The sequence below is a fragment of the Vibrio nigripulchritudo genome (assembly GCF_027924785.1).
GTDB lineage: Bacteria > Pseudomonadota > Gammaproteobacteria > Enterobacterales > Vibrionaceae > Vibrio > Vibrio nigripulchritudo.
The window spans coordinates 3,370,755-3,396,478 of the sequence record NZ_AP027049.1 but is presented as its reverse complement, the minus strand read 5'-3'; the positions used below and the strand labels follow the sequence as shown (position 1 = coordinate 3,396,478).

The following is a 25,724-nucleotide window of genomic DNA, read 5'->3' as shown; positions in this document are numbered from 1 at the left end:
GCTATAATCTTAATAATATCAACACCATTGATGCCCCAGGACTGAATGTAGTTTCCAATGATACCGAAACATAAATACCAACAAGATATAGAAAAAAACGGATTTTCCGTTGACCCTGCCCAACAGTTAGCGGTTGAAAAGCTGGATACTCTTTACCACCAGTTCCAAGACTATTTGAATGCGCCAGTTCAACCCATATCAACGTGGCAGAAGCTGATGGGGAAAAAGCCTCAGTCACCAGAGCCTCCAAAAGGGCTTTATTTCTGGGGAGGTGTCGGCAGAGGTAAAACTTATCTAATGGATACGTTTTATGAAGCCTTACCCACGGAAAAGAAACTCAGAGTGCATTTTCACCGCTTTATGTATCGCGTGCACGACGAACTCAGGGCTTTAGGAGAGGTGCCTGATCCCTTGGAAAAAGTGGCTGATGTGTTAAAAGCTGAGGCAGACATCATCTGTTTTGACGAATTTTTCGTTTCAGATATTACTGATGCCATGATTCTTGGGACTCTGATGCAGGCACTGTTTGCCCGAAATGTTGTATTGGTAGCAACGTCCAATATTCCTCCTCATGACCTTTATCGCAACGGCTTACAACGCGCTCGTTTCTTACCAGCAATCGCTTTAATTGAAAAACATTGTGAAGTACTGAACGTAGACAGTGGCATCGATTATCGGCTCAGAACACTAGAACAAGCAGAAATTTTTCACTACCCATTGGATGAAGATGCCACACTTAACCTCAAAAAGTACTACCGACAACTGGTTGGAGACGGTCACAAAGAGGTTCTGAGTATTGAGGTGAATCACAGAGATGTTGCAGTTCTCAACTGTCATGATGACGTATTAATGGCATCTTTTGAGCAGCTTTGTGAATCCATGAGAAGCCAGAATGACTACATCGAAATGTCCCGTGAATATCACACTGTTCTTTTGGCTGATGTGAAGCAGATGGGTAAAACCAACGATGATGCAGCACGTCGTTTTATCGCGCTAGTGGATGAGTTTTATGAAAGAAACGTAAAACTCATCATTTCATCAGAAGTAGCACTCGAAGAACTGTACACAGAAGGGCATCTGAACTTTGAATTTAAACGTTGCCAGTCACGTCTAATTGAAATGCAAAGTCATGATTATTTAGCAAAAGAGCACTTACCTTAGTCAGTAAAATACCTCAGTTCACGCACTTCCAATCGCAACGAGGAAAAAAATACGTTTTTTGGTGAAAAAAAGGTGATTTTTTCCTCACTCTTCTCTATAATCCTGCGACCTACCGTTACTGCAGGCCTCTGGCAACACAGAGATTGTAGCTAAGCCGAGGGTTATCAACACTCGAAGGGGTGCTTAATGAAGCCCTTAGACAGTGGGAGCAAGTCATTGTTCCTTAAGTGTAAATTTTTTAATAGGTAATTATTAGCATGAAAACTTTCGTTGCTAAACCAGAAACTGTAAAACGCGACTGGTATGTTGTAGACGCAGAGGGCAAAACTCTAGGTCGTCTAGCAAGTGAAATTGCATCTCGCCTACGTGGCAAGCATAAAGCTGAGTACACTCCTCACGTAGACACTGGTGATTACATCATCGTTGTTAACGCTGAGAAAGTTGCTGTTACTGGTAACAAAGCTAAGAACAAAATCTACTACCGTCACTCTGAGTTCCCAGGTGGTCTGAAATCAATTTCTTTCGAAAAATTGATCGACCGTAAGCCTGAAATGGCTCTTGAGCTAGCGGTAAAAGGCATGCTACCACGTGGTCCTCTTGGCCGTGCTATGTACCGTAAGCTGAAAGTTTACGCTGGCGCTGAGCACAACCATGTTGCTCAACAACCACAAGTACTAGACATCTAATCGGGGATTATGAAAATGGCAGAGAACCAATACTACGGCACTGGCCGTCGCAAAAGCTCAGCAGCTCGTGTTTTCATCAAACCAGGCAGCGGCAACATCGTAATCAACAAGCGTAGCCTTGATGTTTACTTCGGTCGTGAAACTTCTCGCATGGTTGTTCGTCAGCCACTTGAGCTAGTTGAACTGACTGAAAAGCTAGACCTATACATCACTGTTTCAGGTGGTGGTATCTCTGGTCAAGCTGGCGCGATCCGTCACGGTATCACTCGCGCTCTTATGGAGTACGATGAGTCTCTACGTCCTGCTCTACGTGCAGCTGGCTATGTTACGCGTGACGCTCGTTGCGTTGAACGTAAGAAAGTTGGTCTACGTAAAGCACGTCGTCGTCCACAATTCTCTAAGCGTTAATCTTTCGTTATTTCGAAAGACATCGCTCCAGTTTTTACTGGATTGTGGTCCAAAAGCTCGGCATTTTTGCCGGGCTTTTTTGTTTGTTTTCATTTACCTAACTCCTTGTAACTCTTCCTTCTTCCACCACATTTCTCCTATAACCCCATCTTTTGTGATGTAATCGCCACTTTCGGTGACGTATGTTACGAAAAAGTAGTATTACCTTGTCAAAAAGTAGGGTTTTATTTATCATTTCTTAAGCAAATAAGTATAAAAAACGCGTAATTTTTAGCCATGCTCTGTTGGAAGTCGGAAAAATAATAAGACACAGGGAGCAAATGGGAGAATGTTGGATGAGCAATGCGCCTATAAATAACGGACGCCGGCGTTTCCTGACAGCCACAACTGCAGTTGTGGGCGCTGTTGGTGGGATCGCGGTCGCCGTTCCTTTCATTAAATCTTGGAACCCTAGTGCAAAAGCCAAAGCTGCCGGTGCTCCTGTAGAGGTCGAAATCGGTAAGCTGGAAGAAGGACAAATGGTTCGCGTTGAGTGGCGAGGCAAGCCTGTTTGGGTGGTCCGCCGTGCTAGCTCAGTCGTAGAAGAACTTAAGAATCTGGATGGTCAACTTCGTGATCCTGCTTCGGCAGAAGAGCAGCAACCTGCCTATGCACAAAATGCCTACCGTTCGATAAAGCCTGAGTACTTCGTTGCCGTGGGCATCTGTACTCACCTAGGTTGTTCGCCTACTTACCTTCCTGATACTTTCGGAGAGCAAGTTCAGGGCGTGAAATCTGGATTTTTCTGTCCTTGTCATGGTTCGAAATTCGACATGGCAGGTCGTGTTTTCCAAAGCGTACCAGCACCGTTGAACTTGGTTGTTCCTGAGCATATGTACCTGAGTGACACCAAAATCCTCATCGGGGTAGATGAAGGAGGGGAAGCCTAATGCAAGCGATACTTGACTGGGTAGAAAAACGCCTGCCCGCAATGAATGCTTATAAGAAGCACCTTTCTGAATACCCAATGCCTAAGAACTTCAATTTTTGGTACCTTTTCGGTTCCTTGGCAATGCTGGTGTTGGTCAATCAGATCCTCACGGGTATCTGGCTGACAATGAACTACGTTCCTTCTGGTGATGGTGCGTTTGCCTCCATTGAATACATCATGCGTGATGTGGAATACGGTTGGTTACTCCGCTACATGCACTCAACCGGTGCTTCTGCATTCTTCGTTGTTGTGTACCTACACATGTTCCGTGGTCTGATTTATGGCTCTTACCAGAAGCCACGTGAATTATTGTGGATCTTCGGGATGCTAATCTTCCTGGTGTTAATGGCAGAAGCCTTTATGGGTTACCTCCTACCATGGGGTCAGATGTCATACTGGGGTGCGCAGGTAATCATTTCACTATTTGGTGCAATTCCTGTAATTGGTGATGACCTGACACTGTGGATTCGTGGTGACTATGTTATCTCAGGCGCAACGCTGAACCGATTCTTCGCACTTCATGTTATTGCGCTTCCTATCGTATTACTGCTTTTGGTTGTTTTACACGTATTGGCTCTGCACGAAGTGGGCTCTAATAACCCAGATGGTATTGAGACTAAACTTCCAAAAGGCACCATGGGTGATGATTACAAAACCCAGTTCAAGTTCCACGATTACTACAGCAAGAAATATGACATCATCGATTCCATTCCATTCCATCCTTATGGAACGGTGAAAGATCTGGTAGGGGTTGCTGGGTTCTTGTTCTTATTCTGCTACGTGTTGTTCTTCAATCCGGAGATGGGAGGCTACTTCCTTGAGCCGCCTAACTTTGAAGCTGCGAACCCGCTGAAAACACCTGAGCATATCGCGCCAGTTTGGTACTTCACTCCGTTCTATGCAATTTTGCGTGCGGTTCCAGACAAACTCCTTGGTGTAGTAGCCATGGGGGCTTCAATTGCAGTGTTGTTTGTCCTGCCTTGGCTGGATCGCTGTAAAGTTCGCTCTTACCGTTACCGCAGCAAGTTCCACTTGTTCAATATCATTCAGTTCACCATCAGCTTTATTGCGCTGGGTATTTTGGGGGCGTTGCCAGCAACTCCTACCTACACATTGCTCGCGCAGATCTTTAGCTTGTGTTACTTCATGTTCTTCGTATTGCTGTACTTCTACAGCAAAAACGAAGCCACGAAACCTTTACCAGAGAGGGTGACATTCAAATGAAAAAGTGGATTGTAATGCTTTTTGCACTGTTGCCGTCTTTAGCCATGGCTGCAGGAGCAAACGTACCTTTAGATAAAGCAAACAATGATTTATCCGATCAGGCGTCACTACAAAACGGTGCCAAGCTGTTCATGAACTATTGTTTTGGCTGTCACTCAGCGCAATATCAGCGCTATGAGCGTGTCGCAACAGATTTAGGGATTCCTATTGAGCTGATGAAAGAGCACCTGATTTTTGACCCTGAGGTAAAAGTCGGTTCTTTGATGGAAAACTCCATTCCAGATAAGCAGGCAGGAAACTGGTTTGGTGCGCCGCCACCAGATCTGACTCTGGTAGCTCGTGTTCGTGGTGCGGATTGGCTATACACATACCTTCGCTCATTCTATGCAGACCCATCCAGACCATTTGGTGTGAACAATGTCGTGTTCCCAAGTGTTGGTATGCCTCATGTATTGGAAGAGCTTCAAGGCATTCCAACTGCTATCTATGAAACAAAAGTTGTCGATGGCGAAGAAAAACAAGTCGTTGTAGGCATCGAAACGGACGGGCGAGGTGAGCTTAGCCCAACGGAATATGACAGTGCGGTTCGAGACTTGGTTAACTTCCTAGAATACTCTGGGGACCCGGTAAAACTGGAGCGCCACACGATGGGATGGTGGGTCATGGCCTTCCTTGTCCTGTTGACTATTGTGGTGGTATTCCTCAAGAAAGAGTATTGGCGTGATGTTCACTAATCGTGCTATCATACATCGCTAATTTTTCTACAATGGAGGCAGTTAGCCTCCATTGCTTTTTTTATATTTAAGTGTGCTGGAGGGCTCAATGGCTGTAGCTGCCAATAAACGTTCCGTGATGACTCTATTTTCTAGTGCTTCTGACATGTACAGCCACCAGGTTCGTATTGTTCTGGCTGAGAAAGGGGTGAGTTTCGAAGTTGAACTGGTTGATGAAGCAAACTTACCAAGTGAGCTTATCGAACTTAACCCTTACAAGACGGTTCCAACGCTGGTAGACCGTGAACTAGCACTGTATAACTCCAAGATTATTATGGAGTATCTGGACGAGCGTTTTCCGCACCCGCCACTGATGCCTGTATACCCCGTTGCTCGTGGTAACAGCCGACTAATGATGTTCCGTATTGAGAACAACTGGTATTCACTGGCTGAGAAGGTCCAGAAAGGTAACGCGGAAGAAGCTGAGTCTGCACGTACGAAACTGCGTAATGACTTACTGACACTAGCGCCAATCTTTGCTGAATACGAATACTTCATGAGTGAAGAGTTCAGCCTGATTGACTGCTACTTAGCTCCACTATTGTGGCGTTTGCCTGTGCTTGGTATCGACTTGATCGGTCCTGGTTCTAAAGAACTGAAAGTGTACATGAACCGTGTATTTGAACGTGATTCTTTCCTGGCTTCTCTAACAGAAGCTGAGCGTGAGATGCGTCTGGCTCGTTAATGGATATTGAGAAAATGACACCTCGCCGCCCTTATCTGGTGCGTGCGTTTTATGAGTGGTTGGTCGATAACGATCTTACTCCTCACTTGGTAGTGGATGCCACTTTACCGGGTGTCCGTGTTCCGCAGGAGTTTATTCAAGATGGTCAAATTATCTTGAATATTGCCCCTCGCGCAGTGGGTAACCTAGAAATGGGTAATGACGCGATAACGTTCAATGCCCGTTTTGGTGGTCGTCCGCATTCTGTGATAGCGCCTCTTTATGCCGTTCATGCCATTTATGCGCGTGAAAATGGTGCTGGCACCATGTTCGAACCCGAAGAGGGCTACATGGAAGTTGAAGAGAGCGATCTTGAAGAAACTGTGGCAACTGTGACAGAAGAAGTCAGCTTCGATGTCGTCGACAGTGAGCCTGAAGTGGAAGACGCAGAACCTGAGGAAGAGGCTCCGTCCAGACCGAAAGGGCGCCCTAGTTTACGAGTGGTTAAGTAGATTTTCTCTATCGTAGAATCTAAAAAGCAGCGACAAGTCGCTGCTTTTTTTGTTTCCGCCAGACTACTGTGATTGAGCTTGAGGCTGCGAGATTTCAAAAGCCCTAATCACCTGCTTAACTCCCGAAATGTTTCGAGCAATGTCGGTGGCTAGATCCGCTTGTTCAGGCGTAACATAACCCAACAGGAAAACCTCGCCATCTTCAGTGATAACTTTGATCTTTACGGTGGTTAGGTCTTCATTGGCAATCAGGCTGGTTTTCACTTTTGTAGTGATCCAGCTGTCATGAGTAATGGTTTGAAGATCTAGCAGTGGTCTTACTCTAAGTTGGTTTGAGACACTCTGTACACCTTCAACCTGATTGACCTGGCTACCAAATTGCTGTTTGTACTCTTCAGTTACTGCCTGACCAATCAAAATCACTTTACCGCGAAACGACGTTGCAGTTGCTTTTACGTTTCCAGTAAAAGGGGCTTTGTTGCCAAGACCCGCAACTTCAAACTCAAGCTGGCTGTCTTGCCACTGCTCTTTAGTTGTTCGGGTGTCGGTGACAATATTTGCTGTTGTCGCAGCGCCAGCGACAAGCAAACCAGCACAACCCGTCAGGCTGAGACTGCACGCAGCAGCCAAAATCCATTTCTTCATTTTGCGTACCTCTAGCAAGCCTCTAATTGGTTCCCTTACTCATCATGAGATGGGAAAAGTACCTGATCAATCAGGTCACATAAACAATGCAGCGTTACCATGTGAACTTCATGTATTCGCGCAGTGCGATGCGAAGGAATTCGTATTTCCACATCGGATTCGCCCAATAACCCAGCCATCTCACCACCATCCTTACCTGTGAAAGCAATGATTGTCATGTCGCGTGTTACAGCCGCTTCCATGGCTTTAATGATGTTTTTACTGTTACCACTGGTAGAGATAGCCAGGAGAATATCACCCGCCTGACCAAACGCACGCACTTGCTTTGAGAAAATCTCTTCGTAGTGATAGTCGTTCGCGACAGCAGTTAATGTGGTGTTGTCTGCCGTCAAAGCCATCGCCGGAAGGCTAGGGCGCTCAGTTTCAAAACGATTCAATAAACATGAAACAAACTGTTGTGCGTTAGAAGCAGAGCCGCCATTCCCGCAACATAGGATTTTGTTGCCGTTAAGCAAGCTAGTCACCATCGCTTGTGCAGCGTGGGTGATGTGATCTGGCAGAGCCTCAGCGGCTGCGATTTGAATCTGAATGCTTTCAGTGAAACTTTCTTTAATGCTGTCTAGCATCGATTATCCTTGAGTTATTGCATTTTTTATCCATTCGATATCGCGTCCATTGTCGTGAATTGCGACCACATCGAATCGGAAGTCTGTGTTGTACGGAGACAGGTTGTTTTTTCTGAGCCACAACATGGCTGTTTTCACGATCTTTTTTTGCTTAGCGGGTGTCACCATTTCCGCTGCATGCCCGAATTGACTTTGCTTTCGATATTTAACTTCGACAAATACCAAAGTATTTTGTTCAGACATGATTAAATCCAGTTCACCTACCTTGGTATTGAAATTGGATTCAATGAGCGATAACCCCTTACCAATAAGATGTTTACTGGCAAGGGCTTCGTATTTTTCTCCAAGTGCACGACGGTTAAATAGCTTCATGCTCCGCCCAGCTTACTTCGCGCTGAACCACACACTCGTTGTTGATCGTCAGAGTACCAGTCTGCCCTTTTACCGAATATTCTGGCATAACTTTCATTTGTGGCAACTCCAGAATCAGTTTGTAAGCATCCATACCCAGTGCGTGAAGGCGTTTTTCAACGTTTCCACTTTTCGGCCAGGTTTCTTCAAGCTGCTTTTTCAGAGCGGAGTTTTGTTCGATCAACATCGGAATGTCGCTGTAGACCACGCCGCTTAGATCTTCGTATTGACGCTTTTTACCGCTGTTGCTGCGTGAGTTGGAAAACAGCTTAGGCGGTGTGGTATCTGGGTTTATGGCAACTTCAATAAATGGTTTTATTAAAGTCAGCTCAGAGCTTTTGGCAACCACATAAACCGCATCCACATCACGGCGGCTACGAGGCTGAGATTCGGTCTGAATATTGATCAAGCGATTAAGCTGAGCAATACGCGCCTGACTGTCGGTTAACCCGAATACCGAGTTAATGTTCTTCTGAAGTTGAGAGCGGTTGCCAAAATAGCTGAAAGCTGCAGGGTTCTTGCTGTATTTTTCCCACTCGGCTTTGAACGCTTCGGTGACTCGCTCACCAAAACCGCCAACAGGAGCCAGGATGAGAGGGTATTGGAAACCATTGGTGAACAGATACTTCGCCGCCTGCGCTACTTCTTGCTCGGGAGAGAGGGTGAAGTAACAAACACGAGTCTCTGGAAGTTTATCGTCAGGAATGTTTAACGCCAGCATTGGAAGCTGAGTTGATTGCTGCAGGACTTCCACCTTATCTTTGACAAGCGGACCGACAACAAAGTCGACATTACGCTTTTCCAGCTCTTGCTGAATGTCTTCTGTCGAAAGCGCGGCAGAATCCAATACCGTTAACGTTGCCATCTCTTCACGGTTGAAATCATCCATCATGGCGTGAATGAAACCATCACGAACCAGTTGACCCTGTTTGCCGTACTTGCCACTCAATGGCAGAACCAGCCCGGTGTTTTTGGGTTTAACGATTTCCAACGCCAGAATAGCCTGAACTTCGTCTGGTACATAACGATTGGCTGGGTGATCCGGATGGGCGGTAAACCAAGACTCTAGTGTGCTTTTGAGCTGAGCCGGATTGCCTGCGATGGTTTTCATGTATACCGCTAACTGAATCCAGCCCTGCAGTTCGGTTTCATCTTCTTCTGTTTGCAGAGAAGCAATATCAAACTCGGAATAAGAGTTTAGGTTTAACCATAGATTTTGCAGGTTCTGAGTCTGGTCGTCTTCTGCCAGATACTGGTTGGCAGCGATGTATTCTCTGCTCGCATTGAGGTGGTCAGAAAGCAGTTCAAATAAGCGTGCTCGGAATTCGTGGTATTCCACCCACTGAGTATTGCTCAGTTCCCACCACGGTTGGTAGTTTAATTGCTGTAGTGCTTCGCGAATTTCACCCTGGCGCAAAGAGAGCTGAGAGCGTGACATTTGCCATTCAGACATCTGAAGTGGTGATAATGCTTGCTTAGACAGGCGTTTTACTAAATGATCGGCTCTGACCAAATCGTTCTCTTGCAGCGCGGCTTTTAAAGCCATGATCAACAGATCATTTTGAATGCCACCGTTCGCGCTGTCCGCTTGCATGATATAGGCTTGAGCACTTTGCGTCGGGTCTTGTGTGATGTCCACATTCACGGGTGTTTGTGAAGTGCTTGAACACGCCGCTAAAGTGGCAGCTAGGGCGATAGGGGTCAGAAGGCGTGGTACACTAAATTTATTCTGGTGCTTCATAGCCATGAGTTCTTGTTAAACAAAATACAAAAATAGTCTCTATATTAATCGTTGAAGTGATGGTAAACAAATGACAGACAATAATTCTTCCCCGTCTGAGATCTCAACTCTTTATATTGTTCCCACCCCAATTGGAAATTTGGGAGACATTACGCAGCGAGCCATAGAGGTATTGTCCAGTGTCGATTTGATCGCGGCTGAAGATACACGCCATACTGGCAAGTTACTCTCTCACTTCAACATTTCGACTAAAACCTATGCGTTGCATGATCACAATGAACAGCAGAAAGCGCAAGTCTTAGTCGATAAGTTGCAGCAAGGGCTGTCTATTGCACTGGTTTCCGATGCAGGAACACCTTTGATCAGTGACCCAGGTTATCACTTGGTCAATCAATGTCGTCAGGCGGGTGTCAAGGTTGTGCCATTACCTGGTGCATGCGCTGTGGTGACTGCGTTGAGCGCCGCTGGGCTGCCGTCTGACCGATTCAGTTTCGAAGGTTTTCTCCCACCTAAGAGTAAAGGACGCAAGGATAAGTTCCTTGAAATTGCCAAAGCTGAACGTACCTGTATTTTCTACGAATCCCCTCACCGCATCATGGATTCCCTTCAGGATATGCTGGACATTCTTGGTCCTGATAGAGAAGTGGTGCTTGCGCGTGAGCTCACCAAAACTTACGAGACCATTCAGGGAATGCCATTAGGTGAACTGATCCCATGGATTGAGGAAGATGATAATCGTAAGAAAGGTGAAATGGTGCTGCTTATCCATGGCTTTCGTGAGCAAGCTTCCGATGAAATCCCTGATGAAGTTACCCGCACATTAACTATTCTGACAAAAGAGCTGCCTCTGAAGAAAGCTGCAGCGATGACGGCAGAGATTTACAACCTGAAGAAAAACGCCCTCTACAAATGGGGACTGGCGAATCTCGACTAGCCAGGATTGATGGCGAACTGCGCAAGCTTTGTTCGATCTCTTTGCGAAATACACCTAAAACTAATGAGTCTGTAGACAGTAGACGGCTATCTCTATACAATCCGCGGTCGGAGTTGACTGGGTAGTCGCTGCTTCGTTGATGTCCTTCGGGAGACTGACGAAGGGGAGGAAAGTCCGGGCTCCATAGAGCAGGGTGCCAGGTAACGCCTGGGGGGCGCAAGCCCACGACAAGTGCAGCAGAGAGAAGACCGCCGATGACCCGCAAGGGCACAGGTAAGGGTGAAAGGGTGCGGTAAGAGCGCACCGTGCGGCTGGCAACAGTCCGTAGCAGGGTAAACTCCACCCGGAGCAAGACCAAATAGGCTTCCACATTGCGTTGCTCGCGTAAGGAGGCGGGTAGGTTGCTTGAGCCAGTGAGCGATTGCTGGCCTAGACGAATGGCTACTGCCGCGAAAGCGGAACAGAACCCGGCTTATATGTCGACTCCACCTATTCTGAACCCATCATTACTTTACCGAGTGATGATGGGTTTTTTGCTATTTACTGACGCATTTCAGATGATTCCTACTAAACTAGGCGAGACAATAGTATTAAACCTAACAAAAACAGATTAAATACTGGTAGCCTAGGTCGAAATCAGTACACTAAACCATTGCTTTATTTTTTGCCATTTGGCACAAGAGAACACCATGACAGAGACTTTTCAGCACATTTCCGTTTTATTAAATGAATCCATCGATGGCTTAGCGATCAAACCAGACGGCATTTATATAGACGGCACTTTTGGTCGTGGTGGTCACAGCCGAACAATCCTTTCCAAGCTAGGCGAAAATGGTCGCTTGTACAGCATCGATCGCGATCCTACTGCTATTGCAGAAGCCAATAAAATTGACGATCCTCGTTTTACCATCATCCATGGCCCTTTCTCTGGTATTGCTGAGTATGCAGAGCGCTACGAATTGGTCGGTAAAGTGGACGGTGTGTTGTTGGATCTTGGAGTCTCTTCCCCTCAACTGGATGATGCCGAACGCGGCTTCAGCTTTATGAAAGACGGACCGTTAGACATGCGTATGGATCCTACATCTGGTATTCCGGTCTCTGAATGGCTGAAAGAAGCGGATCTGGATGACATTACTTGGGTGATTCGTGAGTTTGGCGAAGACAAACATGCCAGACGCATTGCTAAAGCTATTGTCGCGTACCGCGAAAATGAAGAAAACGAGCCAATGACTCGCACCGGCCAACTGGCTAAGTTGATTGCCGATGCCGCACCAAAAAGTTTCAAAGAGAAGAAACACCCTGCCACCCGTAGCTTTCAGGCATTTCGCATCTACATCAATAGCGAGCTTGAAGAGATCGACACTGCGCTCAAAGGTGCTGCTGATATCTTAGCGCCCGAAGGTCGTCTTTCGGTGATCAGCTTCCATTCTCTGGAAGATCGCATGGTTAAACGCTTTATGCGTAAAGAGAGCAAAGGACCACAAGTGCCCCACGGTATTCCGATGACCGAAGATCAAATCAAGGCTCTTGGCAGTGCCCGAATGAAAACCATTGGCAAGGCACTTAAACCTTCCTCTCAAGAAGTTGAGATGAACAGTCGTTCCCGCAGTTCTGTTCTGAGGGTTGCGGAAAAAATCTGATGTCAGAAAAAAAGCCATCTCAGCCTAACCTGGCCAAATTGATCTTTATCGACATTATTACCGTCGGTAGGGTCCCGGCTACCTTGCTGTTGTTGGCTTTTGCTTCCGCGATGTGGGTGGTTCATACCACGCACGATACGCGGCAAGCCATTCACCAGAGAGATAACGCACTCGTAGAGCGTGACCGTCTGGATAATGAATGGCGAAATCTGATTCTGGAAGAAAATGCATTGGCAGAGCACAGTCGCGTGCAGGAAATGGCTCAGAAAGAGCTGAATATGAAGCGACCCGATGCAGACAAAGAGGTCATAGTTTCGTTTAAATGAGTAAGTCTAAACCTTCTTCCAAAGCTAAGAAAAACGCGACACAAGAAGCGCCAACCTTAATCCGTTGGCGTTTTGTCGTCGTGCTGGGGTTTGTTTTCTGCGCGATGGCTGCGCTCATTGCCCGTCTTGCTTATATTCAGGTTGTAGAGCCTGACAACCTGATTAAACAAGGTGACTTGCGCTCCGTCCGTGTAAAAGCATTGCCATCGGCTCGTGGCATCATTTCAGATCGCAACGGCGAGCAACTGGCGGTCAGCGTACCTGTTGAAGCGGTTTGGGCGGATCCGGTAACCATCTTCAAAGAGTCAGGCTTAGAGCCAAAAGAACGCTGGTATGCACTTGCTGATGTGCTGGGGCTGGATCGCCAAAAGCTGATAGAACGCATCAAAAATAATAAGTCTCGACGCTTTATCTACTTACAGCGTCAGGTGAGCCCTGCCATGGCAAACTACATTCGCGAGCTGAAACTGGCGGGTATTGGTTTGAAACAAGAATCTCGCCGCTATTACCCGTCGGGTGAGGTAAGTGCCCACTTAATCGGTGTGACCGGAATTGATGGTCACGGTCTTGAAGGGGTTGAACGCTCTTACGATAAATGGCTGATGGGCGAAGCGGGTAAACGAACCATTCGCAAAGATAGATTTGGTCGTGTGGTTGAGAACATTTCTTTGGAAGAACGTGAAGAAGGTCAGCCACTGCAACTCACGGTCGACCAGCGATTACAGTCCATTGCTTATAGAGCGGTGAAACAGGCTGTCGCGGATCACAATGCAACGTCAGCCTCTGCCGTGTTATTGGATGTGAAAACCGGTGAAGTTCTGGCGATGGTGAACGCACCTTCTTACAACCCGAATAACCGCTCACAGCTTCAAAACTACCGGATGCGTAACCGAACTATTACAGACGCATTTGAACCAGGCTCCACCGTCAAACCATTTGTGATTCTGGCTGCGTTGGAAAATGGCGTTGCGGATGAAAACACCGAAATCGATACAGGGAACGGCATCATGCAAATTGGTGGTAGCCGAGTTCGCGACGTATCCAAAGTAGGAAAAGCCGACCTTACGACTATCCTGAAGAAATCCAGTAATATCGGTGTGACCAAACTTGCGTTAGCCATGCCCCTTGAAGCGTTACTAGGTATGTACAGCTCGGTTGGGTTCGGTGAAGTCAGCGGGCTTAATCTGGTGGGTGAAACCACGGGTATCTTCCCATCTCGTCGTCGCTGGTCGAAGTTTGAAATTGCTACCTTATCCTATGGTTATGGCTTGTCTATATCTCCAATTCAGCTTGCCCATGCCTATGCGACTCTCGGCAACTACGGGCTGTATCGTCCCCTTCACATTGTGAAAAACAACCAACACGATGTGTCCCGGCAAGTCATCGATGAACGCAACGTAAGACTGGTTCTCGGCATGATGGAAAAAGTGACTCAAAAAGGTGGCAGTGCGACCAGAGCCGCCGTTCCGGGGTATCGCATTGCTGCAAAAACGGGTACGTCGAGAAAAGCGACCGCTGGTGGCTACAGTGATGAATATTTTGCTTACACCGCAGGTATTGCTCCGGTGAGTGATCCTAGGCTGGCACTTGTCGTGTTAGTGAATGAACCGCAAGGCGATCAGTATTATGGCGGTACGGTGGCGGCGCCAGTATTTGCAGAAGTCATGAAAGGGGCACTGCAAATCTTAAATGTTGCACCCGATGAAAACCAGTTTTCAGAATAATAGACACGAGAGGATTGAGCGTGCAGAACCTATCATCTTTGATTCGACCCTATATTGGCAGTGAGATTCCTGAATCACTGGATTGCCCCGTCAGCAAGTTGGTCCTTGATAGCCGCAAGATTCAAGAAGGCGACGTATTTGTGGCGCTTTCCGGGCATGTTTCTAATGGTCATGATTTTATTCCTAAAGCGCTGAAGTCAGGTGCGGCGGCTGTGATTGCTCAGGCAAATGAAGAGTATGCGCACGGAATAATCGAAGAGATGGATGGCGCTGCTATTGTTTACGTTCAGGATTTGCCAGCTCAGCTTTCTGCGCTAGCTATCGAACTTTGTGGCGATATTGACATGCCGCTGGTCGCGGTAACGGGTACTAACGGAAAAACCACGATCACGCAGATTATTGCTCAATGGATCGAACTGCTTGGCAAAAGAGCGGCGGTGATGGGGACTGCGGGCAACGGGTTTCTGAATAATATTGAACCTGCATTGAATACCACGGGCAGCGCTATCGAAGTCGTTGAAACGCTCTCTGGACTGCGCAAACAAGGTGCTGATTTTGCTGCACTTGAAGCCTCTTCACATGGGCTGGTTCAAAACCGCATTAAAGCGTTGACGTTTGACGTTGGTGTGTTCACCAATTTAAGTCGTGATCACCTTGATTACCACAACACTATGGAAGAGTACGCGGACGCCAAATTCGGTCTTTTCCGTGACCACAAATGCCATAAGCCAGTCATTAATGTAGACGATCCTGTAGGCGCTGAATGGGTGGCTCGATTGGATAGTGCCCTTGCCGTTTCTCTACAAGAAAAGCCAGGTTTTGAGAAAGCTCTCTTCGCAACAGACGTGCAATACAGCACTCAGGGGATTAAATTATCCTTTGATGGTTTCTGGGGCTGTGGGGAGTTAGTCGTACCTCTGATTGGTGCGTTTAATGCCAGTAACGTGTTGTTGGCTTTTGGTTCTCTTCTCGAGTTAGGTTTTGAAAAGTCTGAGTTAACAGCAGTCGCGCCCAAGTTGGCACCCGTAATTGGTCGAATGGAGCTATTTCAGGCAGAAGGCAAAGCTAAAGTTGTGGTGGATTATGCGCACACACCAGACGCATTAGAAAAAGCACTGATGGCGCTCAGGGTCCATTGTGAAGGCAATCTATGGGCGATTTTTGGCTGTGGTGGCGACAGGGATACAGGTAAGCGACCTATGATGGCGGAGATTGCCGAACGCTTGGCTGACCACTCCATTTTGACCGATGATAACCCAAGAAGCGAATTACCAGAGACAATCGTGAAAGACATGCTGGTTGGGATGAAAGCACCAGAAAACGCTGTTGTGAAACACGATCGCTTCCAAGCGTGTCTTCATGCATTAGAAAACGCTTCCCATCAAGACATTATATTACTGGCAGGTAAAGGTCATGAAGACTATCAGGTGCTTGCCAGTGAAACGGTCCATTATTCCGACAGGGAAACCGCAGAACAACTTTTAGGAATCAAAGGATGATCAGTTTTTCTCTTTCAGAAGCCACAGAAATCCTGAACGGACAACTGCATGGTCAAGATAGGCAGATTGATACCGTATCGACGGACACTCGAAATATTGAGGAATCTGCCCTGTTTATTGCCATTGTCGGTGAGCGTTTTGATGCCCACGACTTCTGTGAACAGGCGAAAGAAAAAGGAGCGGCGGCATTATTAGTTAGCCGATTATTACCTGTTGAGCTTCCTCAGATAGTGGTGAAAGACACGACTCACGCATTAGGTTCTCTTAGTGCCTGGGTTCACAAGAAAAGTAATAGCTTTACCATAGCAATGACAGGCAGTTGTGGAAAAACAACGGTTAAAGAGATGTTGAGCGCGATCTTGAGGCAAAAAGGCAACGTTTTGGCGACGTTAGGCAACTTCAATAATGATATTGGCGTTCCGTTAACTTTGTTGCGCTCAGAAGCTGCGAATGACTACTCTGTAATCGAGCTTGGAGCAAATCACATTGGAGAAATTGCTTACACCACTCGACTGGTAGAGCCAAATATTGCATTGGTAAACAATGTCGCCGCAGCGCACTTGGAAGGTTTTGGCTCCATGGATGGTGTGAAGCAGGCAAAAGGTGAAATTTACCAAGGGCTTTCACAGGGTGATGTTGCCGTTGTGAATTTAGATAGCAATGGCGGCGATTACTGGAAAGAGGTATTAGCCGATAAAAAAGTCATCACTCTTTCAGCAAGCGATAACAACGCAGACTTCTATGCCTCAGATGTTCAGATTTCATCAGAAGGGCTGCCCTCTTTTACACTTCATACCCCAAAAGGCGAAGTTCCCGTTACATTAACCTTGGTAGGTGAACATAACGTTGGCAATGCCGTAGCCGCGGCCGCACTTGGACAAAACGCTGGCGCTACGCTGACAGAAATCCAGTCTGGCTTGGCTAACATGACAAATGTCTCGGGTCGGGTAGAAGTGATCGAACTCAATGACAATGTTCGCCTGATCGACGACAGTTACAATGCCAGTGTCCCTGCCATGAAGGCAGCGGCCGATTTACTTAGCCACTATGAAGGGACCCGCTGGCTAATTTTGGGTTATATGGCGGAATTAGGTGATGAAAGTCTTGAACTTCATCGCCAAGTCGGACAACATTCCGCACCATTTAATTTCGAATACGTGTTGACCTACGGGGATGACACGAAAGTGATCAGTGAAGAGTGTGGAGGACAGCATTTTGCCTCTCACGACGCTATGATCCAATTTATTAAGCAGCAGCTGGAAACACAAAAAAATCAAACGCACACGCTATTAGTCAAAGGCGCAAACAGCGCTGGGATGAGTAAGGTTGTCGCTGCTTTGAAGGAGATTCAATAATGATCATTTGGCTTGCAGAACTACTTCAGCCATATTTTTCTTTCTTTCGTTTGTTCGAATACTTGTCATTTCGCGCCATTCTCAGTGTTCTGACTGCACTTGGTCTTTCTTTATGGATGGGACCAAGGTTGATCGAGCGTTTGCAGATGCTGCAAATTGGTCAGGTAGTTCGTAACGACGGTCCGGAATCTCACTTCAGCAAGCGTGGTACGCCAACCATGGGCGGTGTGATGATCTTGGCAGCCATTGCCATTACTGTCTTGCTGTGGGCGGATCTGTCTAACCCTTATGTCTGGGCTGTAATGGCTGTCTTACTGGGTTACGGAGCGGTGGGATTTGTTGATGACTACCGCAAAGTGGTACGCAAGAATACCGATGGATTGATTGCGCGTTGGAAGTATTTCTGGCAGTCCGCTATTGCTCTGGTGGTTGCTTTTGCATTGTATGCGCATGGCAAAGATACTGCTGCGACTCAATTGGTAGTTCCGTTCTTTAAAGATGTGATGCCACAGCTAGGTCTGCTTTATATCGTCTTTACCTATTTTGTTATTGTTGGCACCAGTAATGCAGTGAACCTGACTGATGGTCTGGATGGTCTTGCAATTATGCCAACAGTAATGGTGGCAGCGGGTTTTGCTGTAATTGCATGGGCGACAGGTAACGTTAATTTCGCCAGCTACCTGCACATCCCTCATATTCCATACACCAGTGAATTGGTGGTGGTCTGTACTGCTATTGTCGGTGCGGGTATGGGGTTCTTGTGGTTTAACACCTACCCAGCTCAAGTATTTATGGGCGATGTGGGTTCACTAGCTCTTGGTGGTGCTCTGGGTACCATTGCTGTGCTGGTGCGTCAGGAACTGCTTTTGGTGATTATGGGCGGTGTTTTCGTGATGGAAACCGTTTCAGTCATTCTTCAGGTTGGTTCGTACAAATTGCGCGGGCAGCGAATTTTCCGCATGGCACCGATTCATCACCACTACGAACTGAAAGGCTGGCCTGAGCCACGTGTGATTGTGCGTTTCTGGATCATTTCGATTATTCTGGTTCTGATTGGTTTGGCGACGCTGAAGGTACGTTAATACATGAGCGTGACGGCAAAAAATAACTGGGACAACATCAACGAAGTGGTCGTTGTCGGGCTTGGTATTACGGGGCTATCCGTGGTTAACCACCTTCTTCGACAAGAAAAGCCTCTGAACATCAGAGTGATTGATACCCGAGAAAACCCTCCGGGATTGGAACGGTTGGCAGACTCGGTTGAATTGCATTCTGGAAGTTGGAACGAACAATGGCTGGCAGACGCCGATCTGATTGTCGCTAACCCAGGTATTGCGTTAGCGACCCCAGAGATTCAAACCGCGATCAAACTGGGTATTCCAGTGGTTGGTGATATTGAGTTGTTTGGCTGGGCAGTCACTAAACCCGTTGTTGCCATCACAGGTTCAAACGGCAAAAGTACCGTGACGGATTTGACAGGTGTAATGGCGAATGCTGCTGGGTGCAAAACCAAAGTCGGGGGCAATATTGGGGTTCCTGCATTGGATTTGCTTTTGGAAGACGCAGACTTGTATGTGTTAGAGCTTTCCAGTTTCCAGTTAGAAACCACCTCTAATCTTTCACTCAAAGCCGCTGCTTATCTGAATCTGACCGAAGATCACATGGATCGCTATGACGACTTAGCGGCATATGGCAACGCCAAGCAGCGAATCTTCCTCAATGCCGAAAAAGCCATTGTGAATCAACAAGACAGTTCGACACATCCTTTTTCTGGCTTTGAAGGACAGGTCATCAATTTTGCGCCAAGCCAAGCCGACTATCAATTGAAAGAAGTGGAAGGTACAACGTATCTTTCGAAAGGGGAAGATGCTTTTATTTCGACCTCTTCACTCAGTATTGTCGGGCAGCACAACAGTATGAATGCGTTGGTTGCTATGGCATTGCTGGATGCGGTTGGCATTGATTTCCGTAAAGCGGAAGACGCTCTTAAGAGCTATACGGGTCTAACACACCGTTGCCAGGTCGTTGCCAAATCCCATGGCGTAACCTGGGTGAACGACTCAAAGGCAACGAATTTAGCCAGTACATTGGCGGCACTGTCTGGTTTACAGTGTGATGGTACTTTACATTTGCTGGTGGGCGGAGATGGAAAAGGCGCGGACTTTTCTGAGCTAGAACCTGTGCTCGCTGAGCTTCCGGTTCAGTTGCATTGCTATGGAAGAGACGGCAGCGATTTTATGAATCTGCATTCTTCCGCTAAGCGATGGGAATCCATTGATGACGTACTGGAGAATATCACCGCAGACTTAGACAAGGGAGATATCGTTATGTTATCCCCGGCGTGTGCCAGCTTTGACCAGTATCCGAATTTCATGACGCGTGGCGATGCCTTTACCAAGCTTGCCCAGCATTATGCGTCTTCGTGACTGGCGAGGAATTTCGATTGGGACGCATCTCAGACTTCTTCTCCGATAGCAAAAGCTGGTTATTCGAACCCGCACCTAAAGCCCTATTTGACAGACAGCTACTTTGGCTGTCTTTTGGCTTAATGCTGATTGGACTGGTGATGGTGACGTCCGCATCTTTTCCCGTGAGTAGCCGTCTGACCGACACGCCGTTTTATTTCATGTACAAGCAGCTGGTCTTTTGCGTTGCCGGTTTGATTGCTGCGACGGTTGTCGTTCAGATTCCTATGGACAGATGGTTCCGCCACAGCCACTACTTGCTTGGGCTTTGCTTTGTCCTATTGATAATCGTCCTTGTTGCGGGTAAATCCGTAAATGGCGCATCACGCTGGATACCTTTGGGTATTTTTAACCTGCAGCCAGCCGAGTTAACCAAGCTTTCGCTCTTCATGTTTATGTCGGGCTATCTTGTGCGTAAGCAAGAGGAAGTTCGCAGCACTTTCTTTGGTGGGTTTATGAAGCCCATTATCGTGTTTGGATTAGTCGCACTGTTACTGCTTGGGCAACCGGATTTAGGAACCGTGATCGTAATGTTAGTCACCATGTTTGGTTTGCTGTTTATTGCGGGAGCGAAACTCTGGCAGTTTCTCGCGCTTATGATGGTTGGAATCGCCGGCGTAGTGGTGCTGATCTTGGTAGAGCCTTACCGTGTCAGACGTGTAACCTCATTCTTGGATCCATGGGATGATCCATTTGGAAGCGGCTATCAGTTAACTCAGTCTCTGATGGCATTTGGACGCGGTGGATGGTTTGGTCAGGGGCTGGGAAATTCGATTCAAAAGCTTGAATACCTGCCAGAAGCACACACCGATTTCGTGTTTGCCGTGATTGCAGAAGAGCTGGGTTTTGTCGGCGTAACCATAGTACTGATTCTGATTTTTGCGTTGGTTCTCAAAGCCATTTTGATTGGAAAGAAAGCCTTTGATGAAAAGCAGATGTTTGGAGGCTATATGGCTTTTGGCATCGGAATCTGGTTTGCTTTCCAAACCCTTGTGAATGTTGGTGCTGCCGCAGGTATGGTGCCGACCAAAGGATTGACGCTGCCACTGATTAGTTATGGCGGCTCGAGTTTAATTGTAATGTCTGTTGCCGTTGCCATATTGATGCGAATAGACCATGAACGGCGAATGGCACAGCAACAGAATGTATCGACAAAAAAGATAAAAAATGAAACAGCATAAGAGATTACTGGTGATGGCTGGCGGTACCGGAGGACATGTATTTCCGGGCTTGGCAGTAGCCAAATGCTTGCAAGAACAAGGATGGGAAATTCGTTGGCTTGGAACGGCGGATCGAATGGAAGCCGACCTTGTGCCAAAGCATGGTATCGAAATTGATTTTATTAAGGTGAAAGGACTTCGGGGGCAAGGCATCCTCAAGTTGATCAAAGCGCCTTTTCAGATCCTGAATGCCATATTTCAAGCTAAGAAACACATAAAAGCCTGGCAGCCTGACGTAGTGCTTGGCATGGGTGGCTACGTGAGTGGTCCTGGTGGTGTGGCTGCATGGATGTCTGGTATCCCCCTTGTTCTTCATGAACAAAATGCGGTAGCAGGATTAACGAATCAGTGGCTTTCAAAAATTGCCACTAAAGTCTTTCAAGCCTTTCCGGGAGCATTCAAAGATGTACCCGTGGTGGGTAACCCAGTCAGACAGGACGTTATTGCCATCAACTCTCCAGAGTCTCGACTAGACTCGCGTGTTGGAGACGTCCGAATCTTAGTCATGGGTGGTAGCCAGGGTGCTCGAATTCTGAATACTACGCTACCCGAATCAGCCAAATTGCTTGGCGACGGATTTACCATTCGTCATCAGGCTGGTAAAGGTAATCAAGAGTCAGTCAAGGCTGACTATGAAAAAGCCGGTATTCAGGCTGAGGTGACGGAGTTCATTGACGACGTATCTGCTGCCTATGAATGGGCCGATCTTGTGGTTTGCCGCTCTGGAGCGCTAACCGTATCTGAAATCTCTGCGGCGGGTGTAGGGGCTATTTTTATTCCTTTCATGCACAAAGATCGTCAGCAAGCTCTGAATGCCGATCATCTTGTGGAAGCTGGTGCAGCCCAGATGATTGAACAGCCTGACTTAACAGCCGAAAAACTGACTGATGCGATTAAGCAGTTAGACCGCAATGCTTTGTCTGAAATGGCAATCAAGGCGCGTGAAGCCGCGAAACCAAACGCCGATCAAGAAGTGGCTCAAGCCATCGCCCAACTGACACAAAAATCGTAAACCGATAAAGAGAAATCACCTATGACAATCGAACACAATCAAGATATCTCTCAAATCCGAGCAATGGTGCCTGAAATGAGAAGGGTGAAGTCCATTCACTTTGTCGGTATCGGTGGTGCGGGTATGAGTGGAATTGCGGAAGTACTGCTAAACGAAGGCTACCATATTTCCGGCTCCGATCTGGCTGAAAACCCAGTGACAGAAAGACTCAGCAGCAAAGGTGCCACCATCTATTTTGGTCACGATGCGAGTAACGTTGAAAAAGCCAGCGTAGTGGTTGTATCAACCGCAATCTCTCAGGAAAACCCGGAGCTTGTAGCAGCTAAAGAAAGACGCATCCCGGTAGTACGCCGTGCAGAAATGCTGGCTGAATTAATGCGCTTCCGACATGGGATTGCTGTCGCTGGAACTCACGGTAAAACCACTACGACGGCTTTGGTGACTCAAATTTATTCGGAAGCGGGTCTCGATCCTACGTTTGTTAACGGCGGACTAGTGAAAAGCGCAGGAACCAATGCACGCTTGGGTTCAAGCCGTATCCTGATTGCTGAAGCCGACGAAAGTGATGCATCCTTCCTGCACCTTCAGCCTATGGTGAGCATTGTCACCAACATTGAAGCCGATCATATGGACACTTATGGCGGCGATTTTGAAACGCTTAAACAAACCTTCATCGACTTCCTGCACAATTTACCTTTCTATGGTCAGGCAATTATGTGTATTGACGATCCTGTAGTTCGCGAACTGATTCCGAGCATCAGCCGTCAGGTAATTACGTATGGTTTCTCAGAAGATGCAGACGTTCGCATAGAAAATTACCGCCAGGAAGGGCAGCAAGGTAAGTTCACTGTTGTTCGCCAAGGGAAAGCGGATTTGGATATTACTCTGAATATCCCGGGTAAACACAATGCTCTGAATGCTTCCGCTGCGATTGCGGTTGCAACGGAAGATGATGTGTCTGATGACGCGATTTTAAAGGCGATGGCGGGCACTCAGGGTACTGGTCGACGCTTTGATCATCTTGGTGAATTCGAAACAGGAAATGGTGTCGCTATGCTGGTGGACGATTACGGTCACCACCCTAGTGAAGTTGACGTCACCATTCAGGCTGCAAGAGCTGGTTGGGAAGACAAACGCCTTGTCATGGTGTTTCAGCCGCACCGATACAGCCGAACTCGTGACTTATACGATGATTTTGCTAATGTTTTAGAGAAGGTGGATGTATTGCTCATGCTGGATGTGTATTCGGCAGGTGAAGCGCCAATTGCTGGTGCTGATGGGCGTTCACTGTGTCGAACCATCCGAAGCAGAGGAAAAATCGATCCTATTTTTGTACCGGACAGAGACAGTTTGCCAAGCGTTCTTGCTAATGTAATCCAAGAAGGCGATCTGGTTTTGACTCAGGGTGCGGGAGATGTCGGTAAGGTTGCCAAGGAGCTAGAACGCTTAGAGTTGAACGTGGAACGTATGCGCGAGAGCCAGTAGCCAAGCCGTTAATTCGCCTGTTTTTTGTCCGGTGTGTCACACTAGACCATATTTATTTCTATGGTTAATGGACTATGGGATAGCGGTCAGTATAATCGCTAGTTTGAGTAAATCAGGCGAATGATCTTTGGTTTTTGGATGTTCTGCTCCGAATTGAATAAGAATATCGTGAAAAAGTCGATTGCATTGGTATGTACTCAGTGAGTCAGGAAAACGAAATAGAAGCGTACGACATCGTCGCAGACAAAGCCTCGCCAAATTGGTGGGGTCTGAGTTTCTTGGTGATCGTGGTCTTGTTTATCGGCTGGCTACTCTTTTCAACTCTAAACTGGATGTTGGATGAGCAACGGCTGCCATTGTCGAAGTTGGTTTTACAAGGCGAGTTAACTCATGTGAAAGCAGAGAATGTACAAAGTGCATTCGCATCTCTGGAACATATCGGTACGTTTATGTCCCAAGACGTCGACCAACTTCAAGATGCACTGTTAACGTTACCTTGGGTTTCTCACGTTTCGATTCGTAAGCAATGGCCAGACACGGTAAAAGTGTATCTGGTTGAACATGAAGCGCAGGCCATCTGGAATGGCATTTCCATGTTGAACATGGAAGGCAATGTTTTTAACGCCGATATTGCAGAATTGACAAACGATAAGATTAAACTCTACGGTCCCGAAGGGAGCCACCATCAAGTTTTGGAAGCCTGGCAGCAAATTCAGGCGCAATTGAATCCAATAGACTTAGAGGTTTCTTCGGTTTTACTGAATGACAGGCGAGCTTGGCAAGTGATTTTGACCAGTGGAATACGTCTGGAGTTGGGAAAAGAATCACTTATTGAACGAATAGCACGTTTTGTTGCGCTTTATCAAAAGCTTGGTTCAAAATCGCAACAGATTAGTCATATCGACTTACGATATGATACGGGAGCGGCAATTGGTTGGTTTCCAGATCAGGATTTAGTACAAGAGAGCACAGATGACTAAAACCACAGATGACAACATCATTGTTGGTCTTGATATTGGTACTGCGACCGTTTCCGCCTTGGTAGGTGAATGCCTGCCAGATGGACAGATAAATATTATTGGCGCTGGGACCAGTCCGTCCAGAGGCATGGACAAAGGTGGCGTCAACGATCTTGAATCTGTGGTTAAGTCAGTACAACGAGCTATTGATCAAGCGGAACTCATGGCGGAATGCCAGATCAGCAAAGTGTTTATTTCACTTTCTGGTCGACACATCGCCAGCCGTATTGAAAAAGGCATGGGGACAATTTCAGACGAAGAAGTGTCCCAAGACGATATGGATCGGGCGATCCACACTGCAAAGTCGATAAAAATCGGCGACGAGCAGCGAATATTACATGTAATTCCTCAAGAATTTACTATTGATTACCAAGAAGGCATTAAGAACCCGCTTGGATTATCAGGAGTAAGAATGGAGGTAAGCGTTCACCTGATTTCTTGCCACAACGACATGGCGAGAAATATCATAAAAGCAGTTGAGCGTTGTGGATTGAAAGTCGAGCAGTTGGTTTTCTCTGGTCTCGCATCAAGTAATGCAGTCATTACAGAAGATGAACGAGAGCTCGGCGTCTGTGTCGTCGATATTGGTGCGGGCACTATGGACGTATCGATATGGACGGGCGGTGCATTAAGGCATACAGAAGTCTTTTCTTATGCTGGAAACGCCGTAACAAGCGACATCGCATTTGCTTTTGGTACTCCTGTCAGCGATGCTGAAGAGATAAAAGTGAAATACGGTTGCGCATTGAGTGAGCTTGTTTCCAAAGATGACACAGTAAATGTGCCAAGCGTTGGAGGAAGACCATCGCGAAGTTTGCAACGGCAAACACTATCCGAAGTGATAGAGCCCAGATATACTGAACTTATGGGCTTGGTAAACCAGACCATAGATACGGTTCAGGATAAACTGCGAGCTGAGGGCATTAAACACCACTTGGCAGCCGGGGTTGTATTGACGGGCGGAGCCTCACAAATTGAAGGGATTGTGGAATGCGCTGAAAGGGTATTCCGCAACCAGGTTAGAGTAGGTAAGCCTCTGGAAGTCAGCGGTCTTACCGATTACGTAAAAGCGCCGTATCATTCTACGGCAGTTGGATTACTTCATTACGCAAAGGACAGTCAATTCTCTGAAGAAGGCGACTATAACGAACCTAAGCGACAAAATAATGTCACTGGGTTGTTTCAGAAAATGCGTAATTGGATACAGAAAGAGTTTTAACCTGA

At 47.0% G+C, this 25,724-nt stretch carries 25 protein-coding genes and 1 other RNA gene; 22 read left to right on the top strand and 4 right to left on the bottom strand.

Annotated features, from left to right (window positions below; all coding sequences use genetic code 11):
* Positions 1 to 57: 57 nt before the first annotated feature.
* The 8 genes from zapE (at position 58) to sspB (ending at position 6,398) form a co-directional block, all read left to right on the top strand.
* Positions 58 to 1,161 carry a cell division protein ZapE gene (gene zapE, locus QMG91_RS15445; protein WP_281827556.1) on the top strand — a complete coding sequence of 368 codons (1,104 nt, stop codon included), beginning with the start codon at positions 58 to 60 and terminating at the stop codon, positions 1,159 to 1,161.
* Positions 1,162 to 1,418: 257 nt separating this feature from the next.
* The gene (rplM, locus tag QMG91_RS15440) at positions 1,419 to 1,847 is read left to right on the top strand and encodes a 50S ribosomal protein L13 (RefSeq protein WP_004397700.1); all 429 of its coding nucleotides are present in this window, start codon (positions 1,419 to 1,421) and stop codon (positions 1,845 to 1,847) included.
* A gap of 15 nt (positions 1,848 to 1,862) precedes the next feature.
* On the top strand, positions 1,863 to 2,255 hold the full coding sequence (gene rpsI / locus QMG91_RS15435; protein ID WP_004397701.1) for a 30S ribosomal protein S9: 393 nt from the start codon (positions 1,863 to 1,865) through the stop codon (positions 2,253 to 2,255).
* A gap of 335 nt (positions 2,256 to 2,590) precedes the next feature.
* Positions 2,591 to 3,184, top strand: coding sequence for a ubiquinol-cytochrome c reductase iron-sulfur subunit (gene petA / locus QMG91_RS15430; protein WP_004397702.1), 594 nt, complete (start codon positions 2,591 to 2,593; stop codon positions 3,182 to 3,184).
* Entirely contained in the window at positions 3,184 to 4,449 is a 1,266-nt protein-coding gene (locus QMG91_RS15425) for a cytochrome b (RefSeq protein ID WP_004397703.1), read from the top strand. Before petA ends, QMG91_RS15425 begins: the two co-directional genes overlap by 1 nt.
* Positions 4,446 to 5,183 (top strand): cytochrome c1, encoded by a 738-nt coding sequence (locus QMG91_RS15420; protein ID WP_004397704.1) that lies wholly within the window; start codon positions 4,446 to 4,448, stop codon positions 5,181 to 5,183. Before QMG91_RS15425 ends, QMG91_RS15420 begins: the two co-directional genes overlap by 4 nt.
* A gap of 88 nt (positions 5,184 to 5,271) precedes the next feature.
* Positions 5,272 to 5,907, top strand: a complete 636-nt coding sequence (gene sspA, locus QMG91_RS15415) for a stringent starvation protein SspA (protein WP_004397705.1) — start codon at positions 5,272 to 5,274, stop codon at positions 5,905 to 5,907.
* On the top strand, positions 5,907 to 6,398 hold the full coding sequence (gene sspB, locus QMG91_RS15410; RefSeq protein WP_022549600.1) for a ClpXP protease specificity-enhancing factor: 492 nt from the start codon (positions 5,907 to 5,909) through the stop codon (positions 6,396 to 6,398). The genes sspA and sspB overlap by 1 nt, the downstream gene beginning before the upstream one ends.
* A 63-nt stretch (positions 6,399 to 6,461) precedes the next feature.
* On the opposite strand, the gene QMG91_RS15405 is transcribed toward sspB, so the two are convergent.
* Genes QMG91_RS15405 through QMG91_RS15390 form a run of 4 tightly spaced genes read right to left on the bottom strand, consistent with a single transcriptional unit; the run spans position 6,462 to position 9,827 of the window.
* Positions 6,462 to 7,043, bottom strand: coding sequence for a BON domain-containing protein (locus QMG91_RS15405; RefSeq protein WP_004397707.1), 582 nt, complete (start codon positions 7,041 to 7,043; stop codon positions 6,462 to 6,464).
* A gap of 35 nt (positions 7,044 to 7,078) precedes the next feature.
* Positions 7,079 to 7,669, bottom strand: coding sequence for a phosphoheptose isomerase (locus QMG91_RS15400; protein ID WP_004397708.1), 591 nt, complete (start codon positions 7,667 to 7,669; stop codon positions 7,079 to 7,081).
* A 3-nt stretch (positions 7,670 to 7,672) separates the two neighbouring features.
* Positions 7,673 to 8,041 (bottom strand): YraN family protein, encoded by a 369-nt coding sequence (locus tag QMG91_RS15395; RefSeq protein WP_022549602.1) that lies wholly within the window; start codon positions 8,039 to 8,041, stop codon positions 7,673 to 7,675.
* The gene (locus QMG91_RS15390) at positions 8,028 to 9,827 is read right to left on the bottom strand and encodes a penicillin-binding protein activator (protein ID WP_281827550.1); all 1,800 of its coding nucleotides are present in this window, start codon (positions 9,825 to 9,827) and stop codon (positions 8,028 to 8,030) included. The genes QMG91_RS15395 and QMG91_RS15390 overlap by 14 nt, the downstream gene beginning before the upstream one ends.
* A 64-nt stretch (positions 9,828 to 9,891) precedes the next feature.
* Between QMG91_RS15390 and rsmI the strand changes: the two genes are divergently transcribed.
* The 14 genes from rsmI to ftsA all read left to right on the top strand — a co-directional run bounded on the left by rsmI (position 9,892) and on the right by ftsA (position 25,719).
* A complete protein-coding gene (rsmI, locus tag QMG91_RS15385; RefSeq protein ID WP_022591601.1) occupies positions 9,892 to 10,755 on the top strand; it encodes a 16S rRNA (cytidine(1402)-2'-O)-methyltransferase in 864 nt (287 codons plus the stop codon).
* Positions 10,756 to 10,864: 109 nt separating this feature from the next.
* Positions 10,865 to 11,246: RNase P RNA component class A (gene rnpB / locus QMG91_RS15380), an RNA gene on the top strand.
* Positions 11,247 to 11,444: 198 nt separating this feature from the next.
* On the top strand, positions 11,445 to 12,395 hold the full coding sequence (gene rsmH / locus QMG91_RS15375; RefSeq protein WP_045966146.1) for a 16S rRNA (cytosine(1402)-N(4))-methyltransferase RsmH: 951 nt from the start codon (positions 11,445 to 11,447) through the stop codon (positions 12,393 to 12,395).
* On the top strand, positions 12,395 to 12,721 hold the full coding sequence (gene ftsL, locus QMG91_RS15370) for a cell division protein FtsL (RefSeq protein ID WP_022549606.1): 327 nt from the start codon (positions 12,395 to 12,397) through the stop codon (positions 12,719 to 12,721). The genes rsmH and ftsL overlap by 1 nt, the downstream gene beginning before the upstream one ends.
* Positions 12,718 to 14,445, top strand: coding sequence for a penicillin-binding transpeptidase domain-containing protein (locus tag QMG91_RS15365; protein ID WP_281827545.1), 1,728 nt, complete (start codon positions 12,718 to 12,720; stop codon positions 14,443 to 14,445). The genes ftsL and QMG91_RS15365 overlap by 4 nt, the downstream gene beginning before the upstream one ends.
* Positions 14,446 to 14,465: 20 nt before the next feature.
* On the top strand, positions 14,466 to 15,944 hold the full coding sequence (gene murE, locus QMG91_RS15360) for a UDP-N-acetylmuramoyl-L-alanyl-D-glutamate--2,6-diaminopimelate ligase (protein WP_409351242.1): 1,479 nt from the start codon (positions 14,466 to 14,468) through the stop codon (positions 15,942 to 15,944).
* Complete coding sequence (gene murF, locus QMG91_RS15355; RefSeq protein ID WP_281827543.1) at positions 15,941 to 17,299, top strand: UDP-N-acetylmuramoyl-tripeptide--D-alanyl-D-alanine ligase; 1,359 nt, start codon at positions 15,941 to 15,943, stop codon at positions 17,297 to 17,299. Before murE ends, murF begins: the two co-directional genes overlap by 4 nt.
* Positions 17,299 to 18,381: a phospho-N-acetylmuramoyl-pentapeptide-transferase gene (gene mraY / locus QMG91_RS15350; RefSeq protein WP_004397727.1), complete on the top strand. Its 1,083-nt coding sequence runs from the start codon at positions 17,299 to 17,301 to the stop codon at positions 18,379 to 18,381. The genes murF and mraY overlap by 1 nt, the downstream gene beginning before the upstream one ends.
* A 3-nt stretch (positions 18,382 to 18,384) precedes the next feature.
* Positions 18,385 to 19,725: a UDP-N-acetylmuramoyl-L-alanine--D-glutamate ligase gene (murD, locus tag QMG91_RS15345; protein ID WP_281827541.1), complete on the top strand. Its 1,341-nt coding sequence runs from the start codon at positions 18,385 to 18,387 to the stop codon at positions 19,723 to 19,725.
* Between the two features lie 26 nt (positions 19,726 to 19,751).
* Positions 19,752 to 20,945, top strand: coding sequence for a cell division protein FtsW (gene ftsW, locus QMG91_RS15340; protein ID WP_038124735.1), 1,194 nt, complete (start codon positions 19,752 to 19,754; stop codon positions 20,943 to 20,945).
* Positions 20,932 to 21,996: an undecaprenyldiphospho-muramoylpentapeptide beta-N-acetylglucosaminyltransferase gene (murG, locus tag QMG91_RS15335; RefSeq protein WP_281827539.1), complete on the top strand. Its 1,065-nt coding sequence runs from the start codon at positions 20,932 to 20,934 to the stop codon at positions 21,994 to 21,996. The genes ftsW and murG overlap by 14 nt, the downstream gene beginning before the upstream one ends.
* 21 nt (positions 21,997 to 22,017) lie before the next feature.
* On the top strand, positions 22,018 to 23,481 hold the full coding sequence (gene murC / locus QMG91_RS15330; RefSeq protein ID WP_281827537.1) for a UDP-N-acetylmuramate--L-alanine ligase: 1,464 nt from the start codon (positions 22,018 to 22,020) through the stop codon (positions 23,479 to 23,481).
* A 191-nt stretch (positions 23,482 to 23,672) separates the two neighbouring features.
* Positions 23,673 to 24,461, top strand: a complete 789-nt coding sequence (locus tag QMG91_RS15325) for a cell division protein FtsQ/DivIB (protein WP_022613201.1) — start codon at positions 23,673 to 23,675, stop codon at positions 24,459 to 24,461.
* Positions 24,454 to 25,719 (top strand): cell division protein FtsA, encoded by a 1,266-nt coding sequence (gene ftsA, locus QMG91_RS15320; RefSeq protein WP_004397751.1) that lies wholly within the window; start codon positions 24,454 to 24,456, stop codon positions 25,717 to 25,719. Before QMG91_RS15325 ends, ftsA begins: the two co-directional genes overlap by 8 nt.
* The last annotated feature ends 5 nt before the right edge of the window (positions 25,720 to 25,724 follow it).

Coding starts and splice junctions, on each gene's coding strand:
- QMG91_RS15405 (WP_004397707.1), bottom strand. CDS start 7,043: ATGAAGAAATGGATTTTGGCTGCTGCGTGCAGTCTCAGCCTGACGGGT.
- mraY (WP_004397727.1), top strand. CDS start 17,299: ATGATCATTTGGCTTGCAGAACTACTTCAGCCATATTTTTCTTTCTTT.
- murG (WP_281827539.1), top strand. CDS start 20,932: ATGAAACAGCATAAGAGATTACTGGTGATGGCTGGCGGTACCGGAGGA.
- sspA (WP_004397705.1), top strand. CDS start 5,272: ATGGCTGTAGCTGCCAATAAACGTTCCGTGATGACTCTATTTTCTAGT.
- murD (WP_281827541.1), top strand. CDS start 18,385: ATGAGCGTGACGGCAAAAAATAACTGGGACAACATCAACGAAGTGGTC.
- QMG91_RS15400 (WP_004397708.1), bottom strand. CDS start 7,669: ATGCTAGACAGCATTAAAGAAAGTTTCACTGAAAGCATTCAGATTCAA.
- murC (WP_281827537.1), top strand. CDS start 22,018: ATGACAATCGAACACAATCAAGATATCTCTCAAATCCGAGCAATGGTG.
- ftsL (WP_022549606.1), top strand. CDS start 12,395: ATGTCAGAAAAAAAGCCATCTCAGCCTAACCTGGCCAAATTGATCTTT.
- rsmH (WP_045966146.1), top strand. CDS start 11,445: ATGACAGAGACTTTTCAGCACATTTCCGTTTTATTAAATGAATCCATC.
- QMG91_RS15425 (WP_004397703.1), top strand. CDS start 3,184: ATGCAAGCGATACTTGACTGGGTAGAAAAACGCCTGCCCGCAATGAAT.
- petA (WP_004397702.1), top strand. CDS start 2,591: ATGAGCAATGCGCCTATAAATAACGGACGCCGGCGTTTCCTGACAGCC.
- rpsI (WP_004397701.1), top strand. CDS start 1,863: ATGGCAGAGAACCAATACTACGGCACTGGCCGTCGCAAAAGCTCAGCA.
- ftsA (WP_004397751.1), top strand. CDS start 24,454: ATGACTAAAACCACAGATGACAACATCATTGTTGGTCTTGATATTGGT.
- rsmI (WP_022591601.1), top strand. CDS start 9,892: ATGACAGACAATAATTCTTCCCCGTCTGAGATCTCAACTCTTTATATT.
- zapE (WP_281827556.1), top strand. CDS start 58: ATGATACCGAAACATAAATACCAACAAGATATAGAAAAAAACGGATTT.
- sspB (WP_022549600.1), top strand. CDS start 5,907: ATGGATATTGAGAAAATGACACCTCGCCGCCCTTATCTGGTGCGTGCG.
- QMG91_RS15420 (WP_004397704.1), top strand. CDS start 4,446: ATGAAAAAGTGGATTGTAATGCTTTTTGCACTGTTGCCGTCTTTAGCC.
- murF (WP_281827543.1), top strand. CDS start 15,941: ATGATCAGTTTTTCTCTTTCAGAAGCCACAGAAATCCTGAACGGACAA.
- rplM (WP_004397700.1), top strand. CDS start 1,419: ATGAAAACTTTCGTTGCTAAACCAGAAACTGTAAAACGCGACTGGTAT.
- QMG91_RS15325 (WP_022613201.1), top strand. CDS start 23,673: ATGTACTCAGTGAGTCAGGAAAACGAAATAGAAGCGTACGACATCGTC.
- QMG91_RS15365 (WP_281827545.1), top strand. CDS start 12,718: ATGAGTAAGTCTAAACCTTCTTCCAAAGCTAAGAAAAACGCGACACAA.
- QMG91_RS15395 (WP_022549602.1), bottom strand. CDS start 8,041: ATGAAGCTATTTAACCGTCGTGCACTTGGAGAAAAATACGAAGCCCTT.
- QMG91_RS15390 (WP_281827550.1), bottom strand. CDS start 9,827: ATGGCTATGAAGCACCAGAATAAATTTAGTGTACCACGCCTTCTGACC.